Genomic DNA, 17,190 nt, shown 5'->3' on the forward strand with positions numbered 1-17,190 from the left:
CATGTGGTAGAACGTACGTGTGGTGAATCTTGAAGGGCTTCGTGTAATGGGCATTGACCCCGGGCTGACCCGATGTGGTCTGTCCGTGGTCCAGGCCGGGCGCGGGCGTCAGATACTTCCTGTCGCTGTGGGAGTTGCACGTACGCCTTCGGACGCGGAGTTGGCGGAGCGCTTGCTTCGCTTGTCCCGTGCGGTGGGGGAATGGATGGATGATTACAGTCCGGATGTTGTTGCCATGGAACGGGTTTTTGAACGCGGCAATGTCTCTACTGTGATGCACACTGCTCACGCGGTGGGTGTGCTGGTGTTGGCAGCTGCGGAGCGGGGGATCCCAGTGCATCAGTACACGCCTTCAGAGGTGAAGAAGGCTGTTTCTGGCAACGGCCGTGCGGACAAGAAGCAGATGACCAACATGATTACCCGTATCTTGGGATTGAGTGAAGCCCCGAAGCCTGCGGATGCAGCGGATGCGCTTGCGATTGCCGTATGCCACTGCTGGCGTGCGCCGCTTATTGAAAGGATGTCTACGGCATGATTGATTCCCTCAATGGTGAGGTTATTGCGATTGGGCTTGACCACGCGGTAATTGAGTGCTCTGGGGTTGGCTACCGGTTTCTTGCGACGCCTCCAACGCTTGGGGGGCTCCAGCGCGGGGAGAAGCGCCGTGTGCTGACGTCAATGGTGGTTAAAGATGATGGCATGACGCTCTACGGTTTTGCCGATGCCGATGCGCGTACGATTTTTCACAAGCTGCAAACCGTGACCGGGTTGGGCCCGAAGCTGGCGCTTGCCGCGCTTGCTGTGTTCCAGCCAGGAGAGTTGGCGAGCCACATCGCGGCTGGTGATGCCAAGGCGTTGCAAACCATCCCAGGCGTGGGCAAGAAGATGGCTGATCGCATGGTCTTGGAACTCAAGGACAAGCTAGAGGGCTTTGCCGTAGCCCCAGCACAAGATCAGGCGCCTAGCGCGGCTAGTGGTGCGGGCGGGGCATCGTTTGCCTCTGAGCAGGTTGTTGAGGCACTTGTCGGTTTGGGCTTTGCAGAGAAGTCCGCGCGCCCAGTGGTCGAGGCGTTGCAGGCGGAGCAGCCGGAGATTGCCCAAAGTGCGCTTCTTCGCGCGGCGTTGACGCAGCTTGGAAAGAAGTAGGGCAGTGTCAGATATAGAAAAGACTGAGTTCCAGCTGCCGGATAACCTTGCCCGCCGAACAGGTGCGGGGCGATCGCAGGATTCTCCGGTGACATCGAAGGCGCAGCCGGAAGAGCATGACGTTGAAAAGACGCTACGCCCAAAGTCACTGGATGAATTCATTGGCCAGCCGAAGGTCCGTGAGCAGCTGAATCTGGTGCTTGCTGGTGCGAAGCGTCGTGGTGTGACACCGGATCATATTCTGCTTTCTGGCCCGCCGGGTCTGGGTAAGACGACGATGGCGATGATTATTGCTCAGGAGCTGGGAACCTCGCTTCGTATGACCTCTGGTCCAGCACTTGAGCGTGCGGGAGATCTTGCGGCGATGCTGTCGAACCTCATGGAGGGCGACGTGCTGTTTATTGATGAGATCCACCGCATCGCGCGCCCTGCCGAAGAAATGCTCTACATGGCCATGGAGGATTTCCGTATTGACGTGATTGTGGGCAAAGGCCCGGGTGCAACTTCTATTCCGTTGGAGATTCCGCCGTTTACATTGGTTGGTGCAACCACACGCGCCGGCATGCTGACTGGACCTTTGCGCGACCGCTTCGGGTTTACAGCGCAGATGGAGTTCTACGACGTTGAAGATTTGACCAGGGTGGTTACGCGTGCGGCAACAATTCTGGGCGTCAGCATTGATAAGGATGCCGCGGTGGAGATTGCCTCGCGCTCCCGTGGCACGCCGCGTATTGCAAACCGCCTGCTGCGCCGTGTGCGCGACTGGGCAGATGTTAACGGCAACGGGCATGTAGATCTGGATGCTGCCCGTGCGGCGCTCAATGTCTTTGATGTTGATGAACGCGGGCTTGATCGCCTTGACCGGGCGGTGTTGGATTCATTGATCCGTGGCCATGGCGGTGGGCCTGTCGGCGTGAACACACTGGCGATTGCCGTGGGTGAGGAGCCAGGCACGGTTGAAGAAGTCTGTGAGCCTTACCTTGTGCGCGCTGGCCTCATGGCGCGTACCGGACGCGGACGTGTGGCAACGGCAAGTGCGTGGCACCACCTTGGCATGACTCCGCCGCCGGAGGCTCCGGGCCAGCTTGAGCTGTATTAGTTTGATTTGGCGTAGTTTGATTTTGTCTAGGCCGAGCAACGAAGATAAGCGGCATGGAACTCTTGCCACTTCTTCTTATTCTCGGCCTTTTTCTTCTGCCTTCGCTGCTCATGATGCGCTCCCAGCGCAGGAGGGCACGTGAAGTAGAAGCCATGCGTGCTTCGCTGGTTCCGGGGGATCGCATTGTAAGCGTGGCAGGTGTTCACGGCACTGTGGTGGCCGTGGGCGAGCAGGGCCAGGAGCAGGGCGCAATTGATGTGGAGATCGCACCGGGTGTAGTGGTCACCATGGAGCTGGCCGGAGTGATGAAGAAAGACGCAGAGGTCATGCCGTAGCATGTTCCGGTGTCTCGTTAGCGGTTAGCGAACCTTAGACTTTGTAACAAGAGGAGAATTCCACGTGTCTAGCAGCGCTCGGCGATCTCATGACTCGACGCGGCGATGGCCAATGCGTGCCATTGCGCTGTTCGCGCTCGTAGTTATTGGCGTCTATTCGCTGGTGTTTTTCACCGGTGATAAGACTGCATCGCCAAAATTGGGCATTGACCTACAGGGCGGCACGCGCGTCACCTTGGTCCCGCAAGGGGCTGAGCCGACGCGTGAGCAGCTTGAAGATGCCCGCAATATTCTTGAAAACCGCGTCAACGGTATGGGTGTTTCTGGCGCCAGTGTTGTGGTGGACGGCAATACTCTGGTCATTACCGCAGCGGGTGATGACACGTCTCAGGTGCGTAACATCGGCCAGACTTCTCAGCTGCTGTTCCGCCCGGTACTGGAGAATCCAACCGCGGATCCGGCCAGTGTTGAACAGACGTTGCTTGATACGGCTACAACGTGGGTTGAGCTCGGCGTGATGCCTAAGGAGCAGGCACAGCTGGCGATCAACCAGGTGTTTGCCCCACAGACTGAGGGTGAAGAGGAAGCCGCTGAAGCACCACAGCTTGAAGCAACCCCGCTGCCGGAGCCGAACGGTCCGGTTGAGGCATCCGAGCGCAGGCAGGAAGTTGCTGAGGCGTTGCGTGCTACCCGCCAGTCCACTGATCCCACGCAGCAGTTCGCCGCGATGGCACTGATGCAGGGCAGCTGCCTGCTGCAGACCGTTGACCCGCTGGCAGGCTCTGATGATGAGACCTTGCCGCTTGTTGCGTGTGACCCTTCGCGTGGGCAGGTATTGCTTTTGGACGAGGTGCCGCTGCTCGCCGGCGTCACCGGCCCGGATGGACCGCGTTTGACTGGTGAGCAGATTGATACTGGCCGCCAGATCACGGGTGGTCCGAACATTCAGACCGGTCAGATGGAGATCAACTTCGCGTTTAGCCAGGAGGGCCAGTTCAACGGCTCCCAGACCTGGGCGCAGCTGACTAGCGCCATGATCGGCCAGCAGATCGCCATCACCCTGGACTCCCAGATCATCTCCGCTCCCGTGATCCAGGGCTCCACCCCGGTGGGCTCGGCAACGTCTATTACCGGCCAGTTCACCCAGGAAGAGGCGGACAGCCTGGCAAACAACCTGCGTTACGGCGCACTCCCGCTGTCATTTGCAGGTGAGAATGGCGAGCCAGGTGGTACCGCCATGACGGTGCCGCCGTCACTGGGCTTGGCCTCCTTGCAGGCAGGTATTTACGCAGGCCTGGTTGGTATTTTGCTGGTGGCGCTGTTTGTGTTCGCTTACTACCGCCTGTTTGGTTTGATCTCCCTGTTCACCCTTGCAGCGGCAGGTGTGCTGGTCTACGGCGCGCTGGTACTGCTTGGCCGCTGGATCGGCTACTCCCTAGATCTGTCTGGCATTGCTGGTCTGGTCATTGGTATCGGTACCACCGCAGACTCCTTCGTGGTGATCTACGAGAGGATTAAGGATGAGGTGCGCAAGGGCAAGACCTTCCGCTCTGCTACCGCATCTGGTTGGGAGCGTGCGAAGGAAACCATTGTTACCGGCAACATGGTGACCCTGATCGGTGCGGTGATTATTTACATGCTGGCTGTTGGCGATGTGAAGGGCTTCGCCTTCACCATGGGCCTGACTACCGTGTTCGACCTGTTGGTCACCTTCCTGATTACGGCACCGCTGTTGATTTTGGCGTCGCGTAGTTCCTTCTGGTCCAAGCCTGCAGTAAACGGTATGAGCAAGGCGTTTGCAGTGGGAGAGCACAACCGAGCTGTTTCCAAGACGGGGGCAGACGCTGCAGCGGCTGAGGCTGCTGCCCATGATCCCCGCCCTGTTGCCCACGTAGAATCCGAGGAGGCATAGAGATGTCCAATACCGCTACCGTGGAAACAACGGAAAATGTCGGCGGGCGTTTTGAGCGCATTTACACCCGTGAGGGTGCGATTGACTTCGTAGGCCGTCGCAAGATTTGGTACGCGTTTACGCTTGCGTTCCTTGCAATCTCTGTGGTTGCCATGCTTGGCCGCGGCTTCAACTTGGGTATTGACTTTGAAGGCGGCACGAAGATCGCCATGCCTGCGGGTGACTTGGTTGCTGAGCAGGTGGAAGAGACCTTTATTGAGGCAACCGGTGTGACCCCGGAGCTGACCCAGATCGTGGGTGCAGGCGATGCCCGTACCCTGGAGATCAACTCTCAGCACTTGACGCAGGATCAGATCGACGCTGCACGTCAGGCTATCTACGAAGTGCACCAGCCGAAGGACGCTGAGGGTGTGGCATCCGCCGATGCTATTGGTGATTCGACGGTGTCTGAGTCTTGGGGCGACACGATTACCAAGCGCATGCTGCTGGCAATGGGCGTGTTCTTGATTGCTGCGGCGGTCTACGTGGCGTTGCGCCTGCAGCGCGAGATGGCTCTTGCAGCGATGTTGGCGTTGATTGTGGACGGCATCGTGATCATGGGTATCTACGCCCTGTTCGGCCTTGAGGTCACCCCTGCGATGATCATCGGTCTTTTGACTGTGCTGACCTTCTCCATCTATGACACGGTCATCGTGTTTGACAAGGTGAAGGAGAATACTGCCGGTGTTCTGGGCTCGCGTCGTTCTACCTACGCCGAGGAAGCAAACCTGGCGCTGAACCAGACGGTGATGCGCTCTATCTCTACCTCGGTGATTTCGGCCCTGCCGATTGTGGCTTTGATGGTGGTTGCCGTGTGGATGCTGGGCGTGGGTACGTTGAAGGATCTCGCGTTAATCCAGCTTATTGGTGTGATCGAAGGCATCTTCTCCTCGCTGTTCTTGGCAACTCCGCTGTTGGTTTCGCTTGTAGAGCGCCAGAAGCGCTACCGCGACCACAATGAGGAGGTTGCCCGCTATCGCAGTGGCGAGACCGACGAGGTAGATGAGGTTAGTTTCGCGCCTAAGCGTACGGTCACCGCACCGGTTGCGCACAAGGCAGAAACAGAGGCTGTTCATCCAGGTGAAACCGGCAGTGGTTCCACCACGTGGAGACCCAACGTGCGCTAGACGCGCAGTTGGTTGAAGGAGGCTTTACGCATGCGGCGCATCAAGCGCATGGTGGGGGTGTTGGCAGCGTGTGTCAGCATGCTCGGCGCAGTTGCCTGCGCTTCCGGTGAGGACGGTGATGCAGGCGAGCGCTTTGGCTACCAGGTTGCCTCTGACCTACGTACCACCAACGCCGGCTCGTTGGAGGGACGTTCGCTACAGGCGCAGGTGCTCTCCGGCAGGCTGTATCCGGGGGTCTACGTCCCAGGCCCTAACGGCCAGATGATTCCGAACACGGATCTGGTGAAAACCCAGGAGATTCCCGGTCCGGAGCGTCGAGTGAAGTACACACTGTCCCAGGAGGCCGTGTTTTCTGACGGCACTCCGGTGACGTGTTCTGATTACTTGTTGGCGTTCACCGCCGGGATCAACCCAAAGGTGTTCGGCTCGAGCATGCCGCTTTTCGACGACACCGCGGACCTTCAGTGCACGCCCGGCTCCAAGGAGTTCGCGGTGGTGTTCAAAGAGGGCAGAGGTGCGCGCTGGCGTGGGCTTTTCGAAGCTGGCACCGTGTTGCCTGCGCACGCGGTTGCCGCCAAGCTGGGGATGAACCTAGAGCAGCTGAACCAGAGTTTGCGCGCCGAAGATCCGGCGGTGCTTCGCCCGATTGCAGACGTGTGGCGGCGCGGCTTCAACCTCGATGCGTTTGATCCGCAGCTGCAGGTGTCGTTTGGACCCTACAAGATCGCTGGCGTAGGTGAGCACGGCGAAGTGGATCTGGTTGCTAATGAGTTCTTCTACGGCGATGCGCCTGTAGAAACCGAGCTGACGGTCTACCCGGGTTCCTACGACTCAGAGCAGTTGGCGCTTGACGGCACGTTGCTTGTTGGCGAGCTGAGGGATGCGACACCGACCTGGCACGACCCGAATGCCGAGGGTAACCGGCTTGTAGTGTCAACGGTTTCCGGCGAATTGACGGATATGCTTGCGTTTCCTGAGATCGGTCCGTGGAGTGATGAAGCGAAGCGTCGTGCTGTTTCGCGCTGTATCGATCCGCGTTCAGTGGCCAAGGCAGCGTCTGACGCTGTAGGCAGCCCGGTGTCGCTAGCGCCGTTGCATGTGCTGAATAACGACGACCCGTTGGCCTCCCGTGTGGAAGACGTTGCCCAGCCGTATTTGAACGTGGACATTGACGCTGCACGTGAGGCTTCCGGGATGGAGTTGCGCGTGGCCGCTCCATATCCGAGCGAACGCTACGCGGCAATGATTGCCTCAATGGCTAAAACGTGTGAGCCGGCTGGAGTGCGAATTGTTGATGTGACAGGCGAAGGCAAGACGCTTGCAGATCTTCCACGTATTTATATCAACGAGGCAGCGGAGCGTGTTGAACTTGAAGGCCAAGCCGATGCTTTGCTGTTTGCCGTAGACCCCATGTCGGCATACCCGGCAGCGCTGAACAGGCCTGAGAACCTAAGTGTGCTTCGCGCACAGGAAGGGTTCTTGTGGAACGCTTTGCCGTCTCTTCCACTCACTGCACAGCCCGTGACGTTCGCTATTGACCGCAACGTGGGTAACGTAGTGCCGTACACGGGACTGTCTGGCATTGGTTGGAACATGAACCGATGGCAGCATGGTCCCTCTCATTCTTAAAAGGACACGAATACTGAGATGTCTACTGTGAAATCTTCTGACACTTGCTACCAGTCAGCTAAAGAGGCGCTTGCGGACAAGATCCGACGTGTGCCCGATTTTCCTGAAGAAGGGGTCTTGTTTGAAGATCTCACGCCGGTGCTGGCTGACGCCGACGCGCTGCGCGCTGTGGTCAACGACCTTGTCCAAGCAAGCAAAGACCTTGGCGCGGACCTGATTGGTGGTCTTGATGCCCGTGGATTCCTGCTCGGCTCTGCCGTTGCCTATGAGATGGGCCTGGGTATTTTGGCTATCCGCAAGAAGGGCAAGCTGCCACCTCCGGTGGTGACGCAGGAATACACCACTGAATACTCCACGGCAGCGCTGGAAATCCCGGCCGATGGCGTTGACCTTGCAGGCAAGAAGGTTGTGCTTGTAGATGATGTGCTTGCTACCGGCGGGACGCTGGTAGCCGCGCGCGATCTGCTTGAACAAGTTGGGGCCGAGGTTGTCGGCTACGTGGTACTGCTTGAGGTTGCAGGCCTTGGCGGACGTGAAAAGCTCGGTGACGCTGAGCTAGTCGTCCTAGGCTAGTGGTCTCGATAGAGGTCCTGATCGGAGGTTGCGCCGGTGACGCATGAGAAACCAGTGAAGCGGCAGACGCCGAGTGTGCGTAGCATGTCAGCTCGCCTTGCTCGGTCGCTGACCGGTGGTGGTAGACCGAAGATTAACCCGGTGTTGGATCCGCTTTTGTCCATCCATCGCCGCTACCACCCGAGGGCTGACGTTGAGCTGCTGAACCGTGCGTATGAGACCGCGGAGCGTCTCCACGAAGGCGTCTACCGCAAATCAGGAGACCCGTACATTACCCACCCCCTGGCTGTGGCCACGATCTGTGGTGAGTTGGGCATGGACACCACAACCATTGTCGCCGCACTGTTGCACGACACGGTGGAGGATACGGACTACAGCCTGGAGGAGCTTTCCAACGATTTCGGTCCAGAGGTAGCCCGCCTAGTCAATGGCGTAACCAAACTGGACAAGGTGGCCTTAGGTGCCGCTGCGGAGGCAGAGACCATCCGCAAGATGATCGTGGCCATGGCGGAAGACCCGCGTGTGCTTGTGATCAAGGTCGGCGACCGCCTGCACAACATGCGGACCATGCGATTCCTGCCTCCGGAGAAGCAGGCGAAGAAGGCCCGCGAAACTCTGGACGTTATTGCACCTTTGGCGCACCGTTTGGGCATGGCCAGCGTGAAGTGGGAGCTGGAAGACCTGGCTTTTGCCATCTTGTACCCGAAGAAGTACGAGGAGATTGTGCGCCTAGTGGCGGACCGCGCGCCGTCGCGAGACAGAGCGCTCGGCGAGATTACTCGGGTATTGCAGGCCGAGTTGCGTGCAAACGGCATTGAAGCCGAAGTGATGGGCAGGCCGAAACACTATTGGTCGATCTACCAAAAGATGGTGGTCCGCGGTCACGAGTTCAACGAGATCTTTGACCTTGTTGGCATCCGCGTTTTGGTTGATTCGGTGCATGACTGTTACGCGGCGATTGGTGTTGTGCATGCTCTCTATTCCCCGATGCCGGGGCGTTTCAAGGACTACATTTCCAACCCGCGCTTCGGTGTCTATCAGTCCCTGCACACCACGGTGATGACGGACACCGGCCGCCCGCTTGAGGTGCAGGTGCGTACGCACGAGATGCATTACAACGCGGAATTCGGCGTGGCAGCACACTGGCGCTACAAGGAGACGAAGGGCTCCCACAAGGGCAACCAAGAAGAAGTTGACCAGATGGCGTGGATGCGCCAGCTTCTGGATTGGCAGAAGGAAGCCGCTGATCCAAACGAGTTCTTAGACTCACTGCGCTATGACCTGACCAGCCAGCAGATCTTCGCGTTCACGCCGAAGGGCGATGTGGTGAACCTCCCTGCAGGATCCACGCCGGTGGATTTCGCCTACACCGTGCACACGGAAGTGGGCCACCGCTGCATTGGCGCCAAGGTCAATGGCAAGTTGGTGGCGCTGGAAAGTGAGCTCAAGTCTGGCGACAGGGTTGAGATCTTCACCTCGAAGGACCAAAACGCTGGGCCTTCCCGCGATTGGCAAAACTTTGTGGTCTCGCCACGCGCGAAGGCGAAGATCCGCCAGTGGTTTGCCAAGGAGCGCCGCGAAGAACACCTTGAGGCCGGCCGCGATGCGTTGGCTGCTGAGGTGCAGCGTGGTGGCCTGCCGATGCACAAGCTGTTTACGGCAGAGGGGATGCGTCGTGTAGCAACACAGCTCCACTACGCGGATGTGGACGCGCTGTATACCGCCATTGGTGCGGGCAACGTTTCGGCGCAGCATGTGTCGAAGGCGTTGGTTGCCATGTATGGCAGCGAGGACGACGCGGTGGATGCGTTGGCGTCGCGCGCGCCGATCGCGGAGATCATCTCGCGCGCATCGCGTGCGGACGGCCCCGGCATCCTGGTCCAGGGCCAGCCGGATGTGATGGCCAAGTTGGCGAAGTGCTGCCAGCCGGTACCGGGCGATGAGATCTTTGGCTTTGTCACCCGCGGTGGGGGAGTCTCGGTCCACCGTGCTGATTGCACCAATGCCACCAAGTTGAAAGATGAGCCTGAGAGGCTTATCGACGTAGCGTGGTCCAACACCACCGGCAGCGGAAGTGCATCCATTGCTACGTTCCAGGTGGAAGCCTTGGACCGCAACGGCCTACTCACTGAGCTCACCGGTGTATTGGCGGAGCAAAAGCTGCCTATTAGCGCGTTGTCATCGCATGTCAGCGACGATCGGATTGCCAACGTCAGGCTCACCGTCGAGGTTTCGGACACGAAGCAGCTCGGCGCGATCATGAACCAGATCCGCAACGTTGAGGGTGTCTTCGACATCTACCGTGTCACCGCGTAGCCGGTTGCGTGCAGGCGGCACGTGGGTTACCACAACATGAACTTTTGGCGAAGCTCGGGTGTAAAGCCCAGCTCGCACACATTTGAGCTCTCTGCTAACCCTGCGTAAACCATGGCAACGGGTTACAAACATGGCTGAACTTTCCTCATGTTTTCTCAAGGAGCTCATGCATGTTTTCCCTTCGTCGTGCCGGCCAGCTGATCGCTGCCACCACAACCACCGCACTTGTCATCACCGTCGCGCCGTTCGCAGGCGCCGCTGAGGCTGATCAGGTCAAGATCCGCGTTGCCAACATCACCGACTTCCACGGCCGCTTGGAAGCGAATGCTCGCAACGGGGAGATGGGTGCCGCCAACGTGGCCGGCATCATCAACTACATTCGCTCCCAAAACCCGAACACAATCGTGACCAACTCGGGCGACAACCAGGGCGGCTCGGCGTTCATCTCTGCAATTTCGGATGACAAGTACACGATGGACTTTGTCAACGCGATCGGCACCGACGGCATTGCAGTTGGTAACCACGAGTTTGATAAGGGCTACAAGGACCTGATCGAGCGCATCATTCCGGGGACCAACGACAAGCAGCTGGGTGCCAACATTTTCAAGGAGGACGGCACCCGTGAGGTGAAGCCGTACACCATCGTGGAGCGCGACGGCGTCAAGGTTGCACTCGTGGGCACCACCTCCAACCTGACTGTTTCCAAGTCGAACCCGGCAAATGTCAAGGGTCTTGAGATCAAGGACTCGGCACTGCAGGTCAATGAGGAAGCAAAGAAGATTAAGGACGCTGGCGAAGCGGATGTTGTCATCGCCCTGATCCACGACCCCGCCAAGGAGGCATCCGAAAAGCTGGACGCGAAGTACGTTGACTTCGTCTTTGGTGGTGACTCCCACATTAAGGATCTTGGGCTCGGTGCGGAGGTAAAGTACGCGCAATCATACGAGTACGGCAAGGTAGTGACGGATCTTGACTTCACCTTTGACAAAGCCACGAAGAAGATCGTTGAGCTGGACGTGAAGCAGTACGAGTACGCAGATCTGGCGGCGCTGAACATCACTCCGGATGAGGACGTTGCTTCCATCGTCGCTGAAGCCAAGAAGGAATCTGACAAGCTCGGTGAGCAGGTCGTTGCGACCGTTGGTGCAGACTTCAAGCGCGGCTCCAACCCGGGCGCCGCACCTGGTACCAACCGCGGCACCGAGTCCACGGCAAACAACATGATCGCTGAGTCCGCACTGGTAGCCCTTGAGAAGTTCCTGGGTGAAGACATTGACTTTGGCATCATGAACGCCGGTGGCGTCCGTGATGATCTGGCGCAGGGTGATGTGACATACAAGCAGGCCTTTAGTGTCCAGCCGTTTGGCAACAGCATCGACGTTGCAACCCTTTCCGGCGCTGCGATCAAGGAAGCCCTGGAGAACCAGTGGCAGACCGATGAGCAGGCACAGAAGTCCGGCCGTCCCCGCCTGGATATGGGTCTTTCCGATAACGTCTCCTACACCTACAACCCCCAGGCTCCGCGCGGTGAGAAGATCACCCACGTCACTATCGACGGCAAGCCGATGGAGCTGGACAAGAAGTACCGTGTCGCAGGTTCATCCTTCCTTTTCGACGGCGGCGACGACTTCATTGACCCGAAGCGGGTTGAGAACCAGCTGACCGTTGGCTACAACGATCTCGCAGCCTTCGTGGACTACCTGAAGTCTGGCGAGGCAAAGGTCCGCGCGGGTCAGAAGGATGTCGGCGTGGTGCTTCCGGAGGGCGGCCTGAAAGCCGGCCAGAAGAACACCATCGTGCTGTCCTCGCTCAGCTACTCGTCCGAGGGTGAGCCCCAGGCGAAGACCGTCACCGTGAAGGTTGGCAAGACCGAGGTAACCGCCGAGGTTGATAACACTGTTACTGAGGCAGACAAGGGCCTGGGTGAACAGGGCCGCGCGACCGTGACCATTGACCTGCCGGCAGACACCTACAAGGACGAGCCGCTGGTGATTACCACCGATGCAGGTACCGAAATCACGGTCCCGCAGAACATTGTTGATGGTGTGGAGCGTCCGGCTGCACCTGAGCAGCCTGAAGGCTCCAGCCTGGGCGCTGGCCCGATCGTAGGCATCCTGGTAGGCGTCCTTGGCCTGCTGGCGTTGGCGTTCGCATTCCCAATCCACCAGATCCTCGGCCCGCTGGCTTACCTGGGCTAACCCGCTAGTACTGCGTTAGTGCTACGCCAGAGAGCCTGACCGCCGCCTCGCCATGAGGCGGCGGTTTACGCATTGCGCGCCAACGCGACAATGGGCGACCGGAAGGACTTAGTCGATGGGATAGCCGGTGACTGGGCCTTCGGTATTCGACTGCCAGCCCAGCGCGGGAGCGACGTGGGTGGCGAAGTTTTCCAAGATCTTCACGTTGACGTCCACGCCCATTCCGGTGGGGATGGTAATGAGCAGCGTGTCGGCGGCCATGACCGCAGGGTCGGCCTTGAGCTGCTCAATGAGCTTGTCCGGCTCGGCGGCGTAGGTGCGGCCGAAGGTAGTGGGGCCAACGTCGGGCAGAGCGCCCACCTGATCGGAACCGGAGGCGTGCATGCCGAACATCTGCATATCCGCACCGTCGACGATGGGGAATATGGAGCGGGACACCGACACGCGCGGCGTCCAATCGTGGCCCGCCTTCTTCCACGCGGCACGGTAGCGGCTGATCTGATCCGCCTGGATTTCGCCCAGAGTCTCGGCGGTGGTCTCGGAGACCAGGGTGGAGGACATCAGGTTGAGCCCGTCCTTGGCGGTTTGCTCGGCAGAAGCATGGGTGCCGGAGCCGTAGAAAATGTGCTTACGCAACTCGGGCACCATGGGGAAGACGGGCAGGGCCGAGCCGGGCTGGAACATGTTGGGGTACTGACGCTCCAGCGGTGCGGCGGTGGCGAACCCGGTGCCGTCGACAGCAGCCATGAAGGTCTCAAGATGGGCGCGCGCCACGTCAGCACCGTTGGGGGCCTCGCCCTTGTAGCCGAAGGCCTCCCAGCCGCGCTCAGCAACCTCGGGCGCGCCGCGGGAGACTCCCAAGGCCACACGTCCGCCGGAGAGCTGATACAGAGATGCGGCCTCCTCGGCGAGGTAGAGCGGATTTTCGTAGCGCATGTCAATCACGCCGGTGCCCACCTCGATTTGCTTGGTGGTGGCGGCAACCGCACCAAGCAGTGGCATCGGCGCGGACGCCTGTGGCACGAAGTGGTGGACGCGGAAGGAGGCATTGTTCACGCCGATCTCGTCCGCAGCCTGGGCGATCTCCAGGTGGATCTTGGCGATCTTCTCCGCAGACGGCCCGCGCTGGCCGCCGACGGCATAATGCCCGAAGCTCAAGAAACCGAAAGCTTTCATTGGATACCCCTTCTTTTAGTGATGTGTCAACAAAGAGGGTAGCATTCCGCTTTGAAATGTCACGGGAGGTGTCGGGTTAACTTGCTGGTCAAAGGCCCGCTGCAGGCGCTTCTCGACAGGTCAGAAAAACCACAACCGCCTCACCCGAACGGGCGAGGCGGTGATGAATGCAGCAGGGCTGTCTTACGGCTTCATGAACTTCTGGCCGAAAGCGAACAGGGTGCCCAGCAGGCTGATGACTGCGGTGATCACGGCGATCCAGTCCTTGATCTCAGTCGGGCCCATGTCTTTTACAGAAGAGCCGCCCTCCTTGGAGGAGCTGTCGTTGGAGGAGCTGTCCTTCTTTGCCGGAGAAGCCTGGTTCGGCTCCGTCGGCTTCTTCGTCTTGCCATCGTTGATGGTCGGCGAAGTGGTGCCGGTCTTGCCATCCTCAGCGGCGGCGACGGAAACACCAGAGGTCAGAACAGCGGCGGCGGTGGCGGCAGCGATGATGCCCTTACGGAACTGCATGCGAAAATCCAATCTGTGACGGATATCTATTGTGACGGGAAGTATAGTAACAGGGATTCAACCGTTAGCAATAGATCTACTTTTCAACGGTTGCGCTGTTAATCTTCACTTCCTTAGCAGGCGCACCGTCCGGGGCACCGCCTTCAACGCCCGCTTCGGCGATAGCGTCAAGTGTTTCCAAGCCAGCGTCATCAATCTGGCCGAAGTAGGTGTACAGCGGCGGCAGCACGGACGGGCCGTAGTTCAAGAAGAACTGGGAACCATTCGTGTCAATGCCAGCGTGTGCCATGGCGATCGTGCCACGGTCATAGCGCTGCGGATCCTGCAGCATCATCGAGGCGTACTGGCGCTTTTCCTCATCGCTTGCGTCCTCCGGAATGCCCATCTGCGTCAGGTCAACGCCTTCAAGCGCCTCATCGGTGGGGAACTCGTTGGGGAACTGGAAACCCGGGCCACCAGCGCCCGTGCCAGACGGGTCACCACACTGCAGCACCTTCAAGCCATCAGAAGTAGTCAGGCGGTGGCAGACGGTGTCATTGAAGTAGCCGTCCTCCGCCAAGTACTCAATAGCGTTGACCGTGCACGGCGACACGGAGCGATCCAGCGTCATGCCAATCGGACCAGCGGAAGTATCCAGGTTGATCATGACGGTGCCCTCAGTGGACACGCCTTCGGTCTGCGGCAGTCCCTTGAAGTATTCATCGCGGCCGTCCTCGGTGTAGACGCAGTCCACCGTCGCCGGCAGGGCAGTTGCGCGAGCGGTAGCAACCGCCTCGTAGGAAGTTGCGTCAAACTCCTCAGCTTCCTGCGTGGTCGTCTCTGATTCGGACGCAGTATTATCCACGTCATCGCTGCTGTCCTGGTTGGCCATGAAGTAGATGCCGCCGCCCAACGCTGCGATTACAGCCAGCGATGCAGCTGCGGTGATCCACGGGCTGCGTGCCTGTTTGCGGTCGCGCGCTGCCAGTTCCTTCTCCAGGTTCTGCAGCGCCTGCTTGCCGCGCTCTTCGTTGCTTGCCACCATCGCCTCGTTTCTTAAAAAGGGTAAAAGTTCGCTCAAATCCTAACAGCTCGCGCGACAACCCCTAGGATTCGTACGCATGAGCACTTTGCGTATCCAGGGTTTCGCCGCCGGTCCGTACGGCACCAACTGCTACGTCTGCATTGATGAGGAAACCCGCCGCGGGTTTGTTGTAGACCCAGGTATGGGAGCTGCGCCAGTTGTGCGCAAGATGCTGGAGGAGAACAACTCTGAGCTTGAGGCAGTCGTGTTGACCCACGGCCACATTGATCACATCCGTGATGCCGCCGAGCTAGGTGCACCCGTCTACATTCACCCGGCGGATGAGTTCATGCTCAGTGAAGGTATCCCGCAGCAGTCGCGGCTGCTTTTCGACGCCCACACGCTCCCCCTCCCAGACACCATCCACCACCTGGAAGACGGGGAAGCAATCACCGTTGCAGGGGAGACGTTTCACGTACGTCACGCTCCTGGCCACTCGCCGGGAAGCGTTTTGGTGGTGGGCGAGGAGTTCGCTTTTAGTGGTGACGTGGTGTTTCGGGGCTCAGTGGGGCGTACTGATTTGGATTATTCGGATGAGGGGGACATGGTGGCGTCGTTACGCGGGTGTGTCTGGGAGCTTGATGATGCACTCACATTGCTGCCGGGGCACGGGCCGGTGACCACCATGGCGCACGAGCGGGCAACCAACCCATTTATCCTGCGGGCGAATGCGGGGCGCTAAGCTCAAAAACCGTGACTGAGCAGAACTCTTTTAAGGCCCTGTCTGCCCCCAAGGGCGTACCCGACTACGTACCCCCGGCATCCGCCACGTTCATTCGTGTGCGCGATGAGTTTGCGCATCAGGCGCGCCAGGCCGGCTACCAGCACATTGAGCTGCCGGTGTTTGAGGACACGACCCTGTTTGCACGCGGCGTGGGCGAATCCACGGACGTGGTGAGCAAGGAGATGTACACCTTTGCTGACCGCGGGGACCGCTCCGTGACGCTGCGCCCGGAAGGCACCGCAGGTGTCATGCGTGCGGTGATCGAGCACAACTTGGACCGTGGCTACCTGCCAGTAAAGCTGAATTACTACGGTCCGTTTTTCCGCTATGAGCGCCCGCAAGCTGGCCGCTACCGTCAGCTGCAGCAGGTGGGTGTAGAGGCCATCGGCGTGGATGACCCGTACTTGGATGCTGAGGTTATCGCGCTTGCAGATCGGTGCTACCGTGCCGTTGGGCTCACCGGCTTCCGTTTGGAGCTGACCAGCTTGGGATGCCGTGAGTGTCGCCCGGCCTACCGCGAGAAGCTGCAGAGCTTCCTGTTCGCACTGCCGTTGGATGAGGAGACCCGCCACCGTGCGGAGATCAACCCGCTGCGCGTGCTGGATGACAAGCGTGAAGACGTCCGCGCGATGATGGCGGATGCGCCCCTGATGCTGGACCACCTGTGTGAGGGCTGTCGCACCCACTTCGAGGCCGTCACCGGAATGCTCGACAACATGGGCGCGGAATACGTGATCAACCCACGCATGGTTCGCGGTCTGGATTACTACACCAAGACCACTTTCGAGTTCGTCCACGACGGGCTGGGCGCGCAGTCCGGCATCGGTGGCGGTGGCCGTTACGACGGTCTCATGGCTCAGATCGGCGGCCAGGACCTCTCCGGTATCGGCTTTGGTCTTGGCGTGGATCGTACGGTGCTTGCGCTTGAAGCTGAGGGCGTAACGCTTGAGGGCGTTGAGCGTCGCGTGGACGTCTTTGGCGTTGGCATTGGCGAAAAGGCCCAAGAGCGGATGGCGCTGCTGATCAATGAGCTGCGCGCTGCTGGTATCTCCACTGACATGGCTTACGGCGGCCGCGGGCTCAAGGGCGCTATGAAGGGCGCTGACCGCGCTGGCGCCAAGTTTGCACTCGTGCTGGGGGATCGCGAGCTGGAGGCCGGCGAGGTTACCGTGAAGAACCTCGCGGACCACTCCCAGGTGACGGTTGCTCTGAGCGCGGAGGCGGTTGCTGCGGCTGTCCAGGCCTAGCACGCGATTAAGTAACAGAAATCTGTAACATACCTGGTTTTCCTGCTAGGTTTCTGTTGCTAAAACCTGACTTAGGCCAATTTAGTGCGGAAGTTC

General features: G+C 59.5%; 15 protein-coding genes. 12 read left to right on the forward strand and 3 right to left on the reverse strand.

Going from position 1 to position 17,190, the window contains the following annotated elements; genetic code table 11:
* Positions 1 to 22 precede the first annotated feature (22 nt).
* From ruvC to HMPREF3104_RS06010, 10 genes are all read left to right on the forward strand, one after another.
* Positions 23 to 535, forward strand: a complete 513-nt coding sequence (gene ruvC / locus HMPREF3104_RS05965) for a crossover junction endodeoxyribonuclease RuvC (RefSeq protein ID WP_083278965.1) — start codon at positions 23 to 25, stop codon at positions 533 to 535.
* A complete protein-coding gene (gene ruvA, locus HMPREF3104_RS05970; RefSeq protein WP_070494794.1) occupies positions 532 to 1,146 on the forward strand; it encodes a Holliday junction branch migration protein RuvA in 615 nt (204 codons plus the stop codon). Before ruvC ends, ruvA begins: the two co-directional genes overlap by 4 nt.
* A gap of 88 nt (positions 1,147 to 1,234) precedes the next feature.
* Positions 1,235 to 2,245 carry a Holliday junction branch migration DNA helicase RuvB gene (gene ruvB / locus HMPREF3104_RS05975; RefSeq protein WP_371441043.1) on the forward strand — a complete coding sequence of 337 codons (1,011 nt, stop codon included), beginning with the start codon at positions 1,235 to 1,237 and terminating at the stop codon, positions 2,243 to 2,245.
* 53 nt (positions 2,246 to 2,298) lie between these two features.
* Positions 2,299 to 2,580, forward strand: a complete 282-nt coding sequence (gene yajC / locus HMPREF3104_RS05980) for a preprotein translocase subunit YajC (RefSeq protein ID WP_052204050.1) — start codon at positions 2,299 to 2,301, stop codon at positions 2,578 to 2,580.
* A gap of 112 nt (positions 2,581 to 2,692) precedes the next feature.
* Positions 2,693 to 4,492 carry a protein translocase subunit SecD gene (gene secD, locus HMPREF3104_RS05985; RefSeq protein WP_083278962.1) on the forward strand — a complete coding sequence of 600 codons (1,800 nt, stop codon included), beginning with the start codon at positions 2,693 to 2,695 and terminating at the stop codon, positions 4,490 to 4,492.
* A 2-nt stretch (positions 4,493 to 4,494) separates the two neighbouring features.
* Complete coding sequence (gene secF / locus HMPREF3104_RS05990) at positions 4,495 to 5,658, forward strand: protein translocase subunit SecF (protein WP_070494796.1); 1,164 nt, start codon at positions 4,495 to 4,497, stop codon at positions 5,656 to 5,658.
* 30 nt (positions 5,659 to 5,688) lie between these two features.
* Positions 5,689 to 7,287 carry an ABC transporter substrate-binding protein gene (locus tag HMPREF3104_RS05995; protein WP_070494797.1) on the forward strand — a complete coding sequence of 533 codons (1,599 nt, stop codon included), beginning with the start codon at positions 5,689 to 5,691 and terminating at the stop codon, positions 7,285 to 7,287.
* A gap of 18 nt (positions 7,288 to 7,305) precedes the next feature.
* A complete protein-coding gene (locus HMPREF3104_RS06000; protein ID WP_070494798.1) occupies positions 7,306 to 7,860 on the forward strand; it encodes an adenine phosphoribosyltransferase in 555 nt (184 codons plus the stop codon).
* Positions 7,861 to 7,944: 84 nt separating this feature from the next.
* Positions 7,945 to 10,176 carry a RelA/SpoT family protein gene (locus HMPREF3104_RS06005; protein WP_141738148.1) on the forward strand — a complete coding sequence of 744 codons (2,232 nt, stop codon included), beginning with the start codon at positions 7,945 to 7,947 and terminating at the stop codon, positions 10,174 to 10,176.
* Positions 10,177 to 10,346: 170 nt separating this feature from the next.
* Positions 10,347 to 12,374 carry a bifunctional metallophosphatase/5'-nucleotidase gene (locus HMPREF3104_RS06010; RefSeq protein ID WP_070494800.1) on the forward strand — a complete coding sequence of 676 codons (2,028 nt, stop codon included), beginning with the start codon at positions 10,347 to 10,349 and terminating at the stop codon, positions 12,372 to 12,374.
* A gap of 108 nt (positions 12,375 to 12,482) precedes the next feature.
* Here HMPREF3104_RS06010 and HMPREF3104_RS06015 read toward each other — a convergent pair whose 3' ends face one another.
* The 3 genes from HMPREF3104_RS06015 to HMPREF3104_RS06025 all read right to left on the reverse strand — a co-directional run bounded on the left by HMPREF3104_RS06015 (position 12,483) and on the right by HMPREF3104_RS06025 (position 15,081).
* Positions 12,483 to 13,550, reverse strand: coding sequence for an LLM class flavin-dependent oxidoreductase (locus HMPREF3104_RS06015; protein ID WP_070494801.1), 1,068 nt, complete (start codon positions 13,548 to 13,550; stop codon positions 12,483 to 12,485).
* Between the two features lie 183 nt (positions 13,551 to 13,733).
* Complete coding sequence (locus HMPREF3104_RS06020; protein WP_070494802.1) at positions 13,734 to 14,060, reverse strand: hypothetical protein; 327 nt, start codon at positions 14,058 to 14,060, stop codon at positions 13,734 to 13,736.
* A 76-nt stretch (positions 14,061 to 14,136) separates the two neighbouring features.
* The gene (locus HMPREF3104_RS06025; protein WP_070494813.1) at positions 14,137 to 15,081 is read right to left on the reverse strand and encodes a peptidylprolyl isomerase; all 945 of its coding nucleotides are present in this window, start codon (positions 15,079 to 15,081) and stop codon (positions 14,137 to 14,139) included.
* 79 nt (positions 15,082 to 15,160) lie between these two features.
* On the opposite strand from HMPREF3104_RS06025, the gene HMPREF3104_RS06030 reads away from it, so the two are divergent.
* Complete coding sequence (locus HMPREF3104_RS06030) at positions 15,161 to 15,805, forward strand: MBL fold metallo-hydrolase (RefSeq protein WP_070494803.1); 645 nt, start codon at positions 15,161 to 15,163, stop codon at positions 15,803 to 15,805.
* 11 nt (positions 15,806 to 15,816) lie between these two features.
* Entirely contained in the window at positions 15,817 to 17,094 is a 1,278-nt protein-coding gene (gene hisS / locus HMPREF3104_RS06035; protein WP_070494804.1) for a histidine--tRNA ligase, read from the forward strand.
* Positions 17,095 to 17,190: the final 96 nt, after the last annotated feature.

The organism is Corynebacterium sp. HMSC30G07 (assembly GCF_001806945.1).
Lineage (GTDB): Bacteria > Actinomycetota > Actinomycetes > Mycobacteriales > Mycobacteriaceae > Corynebacterium > Corynebacterium riegelii.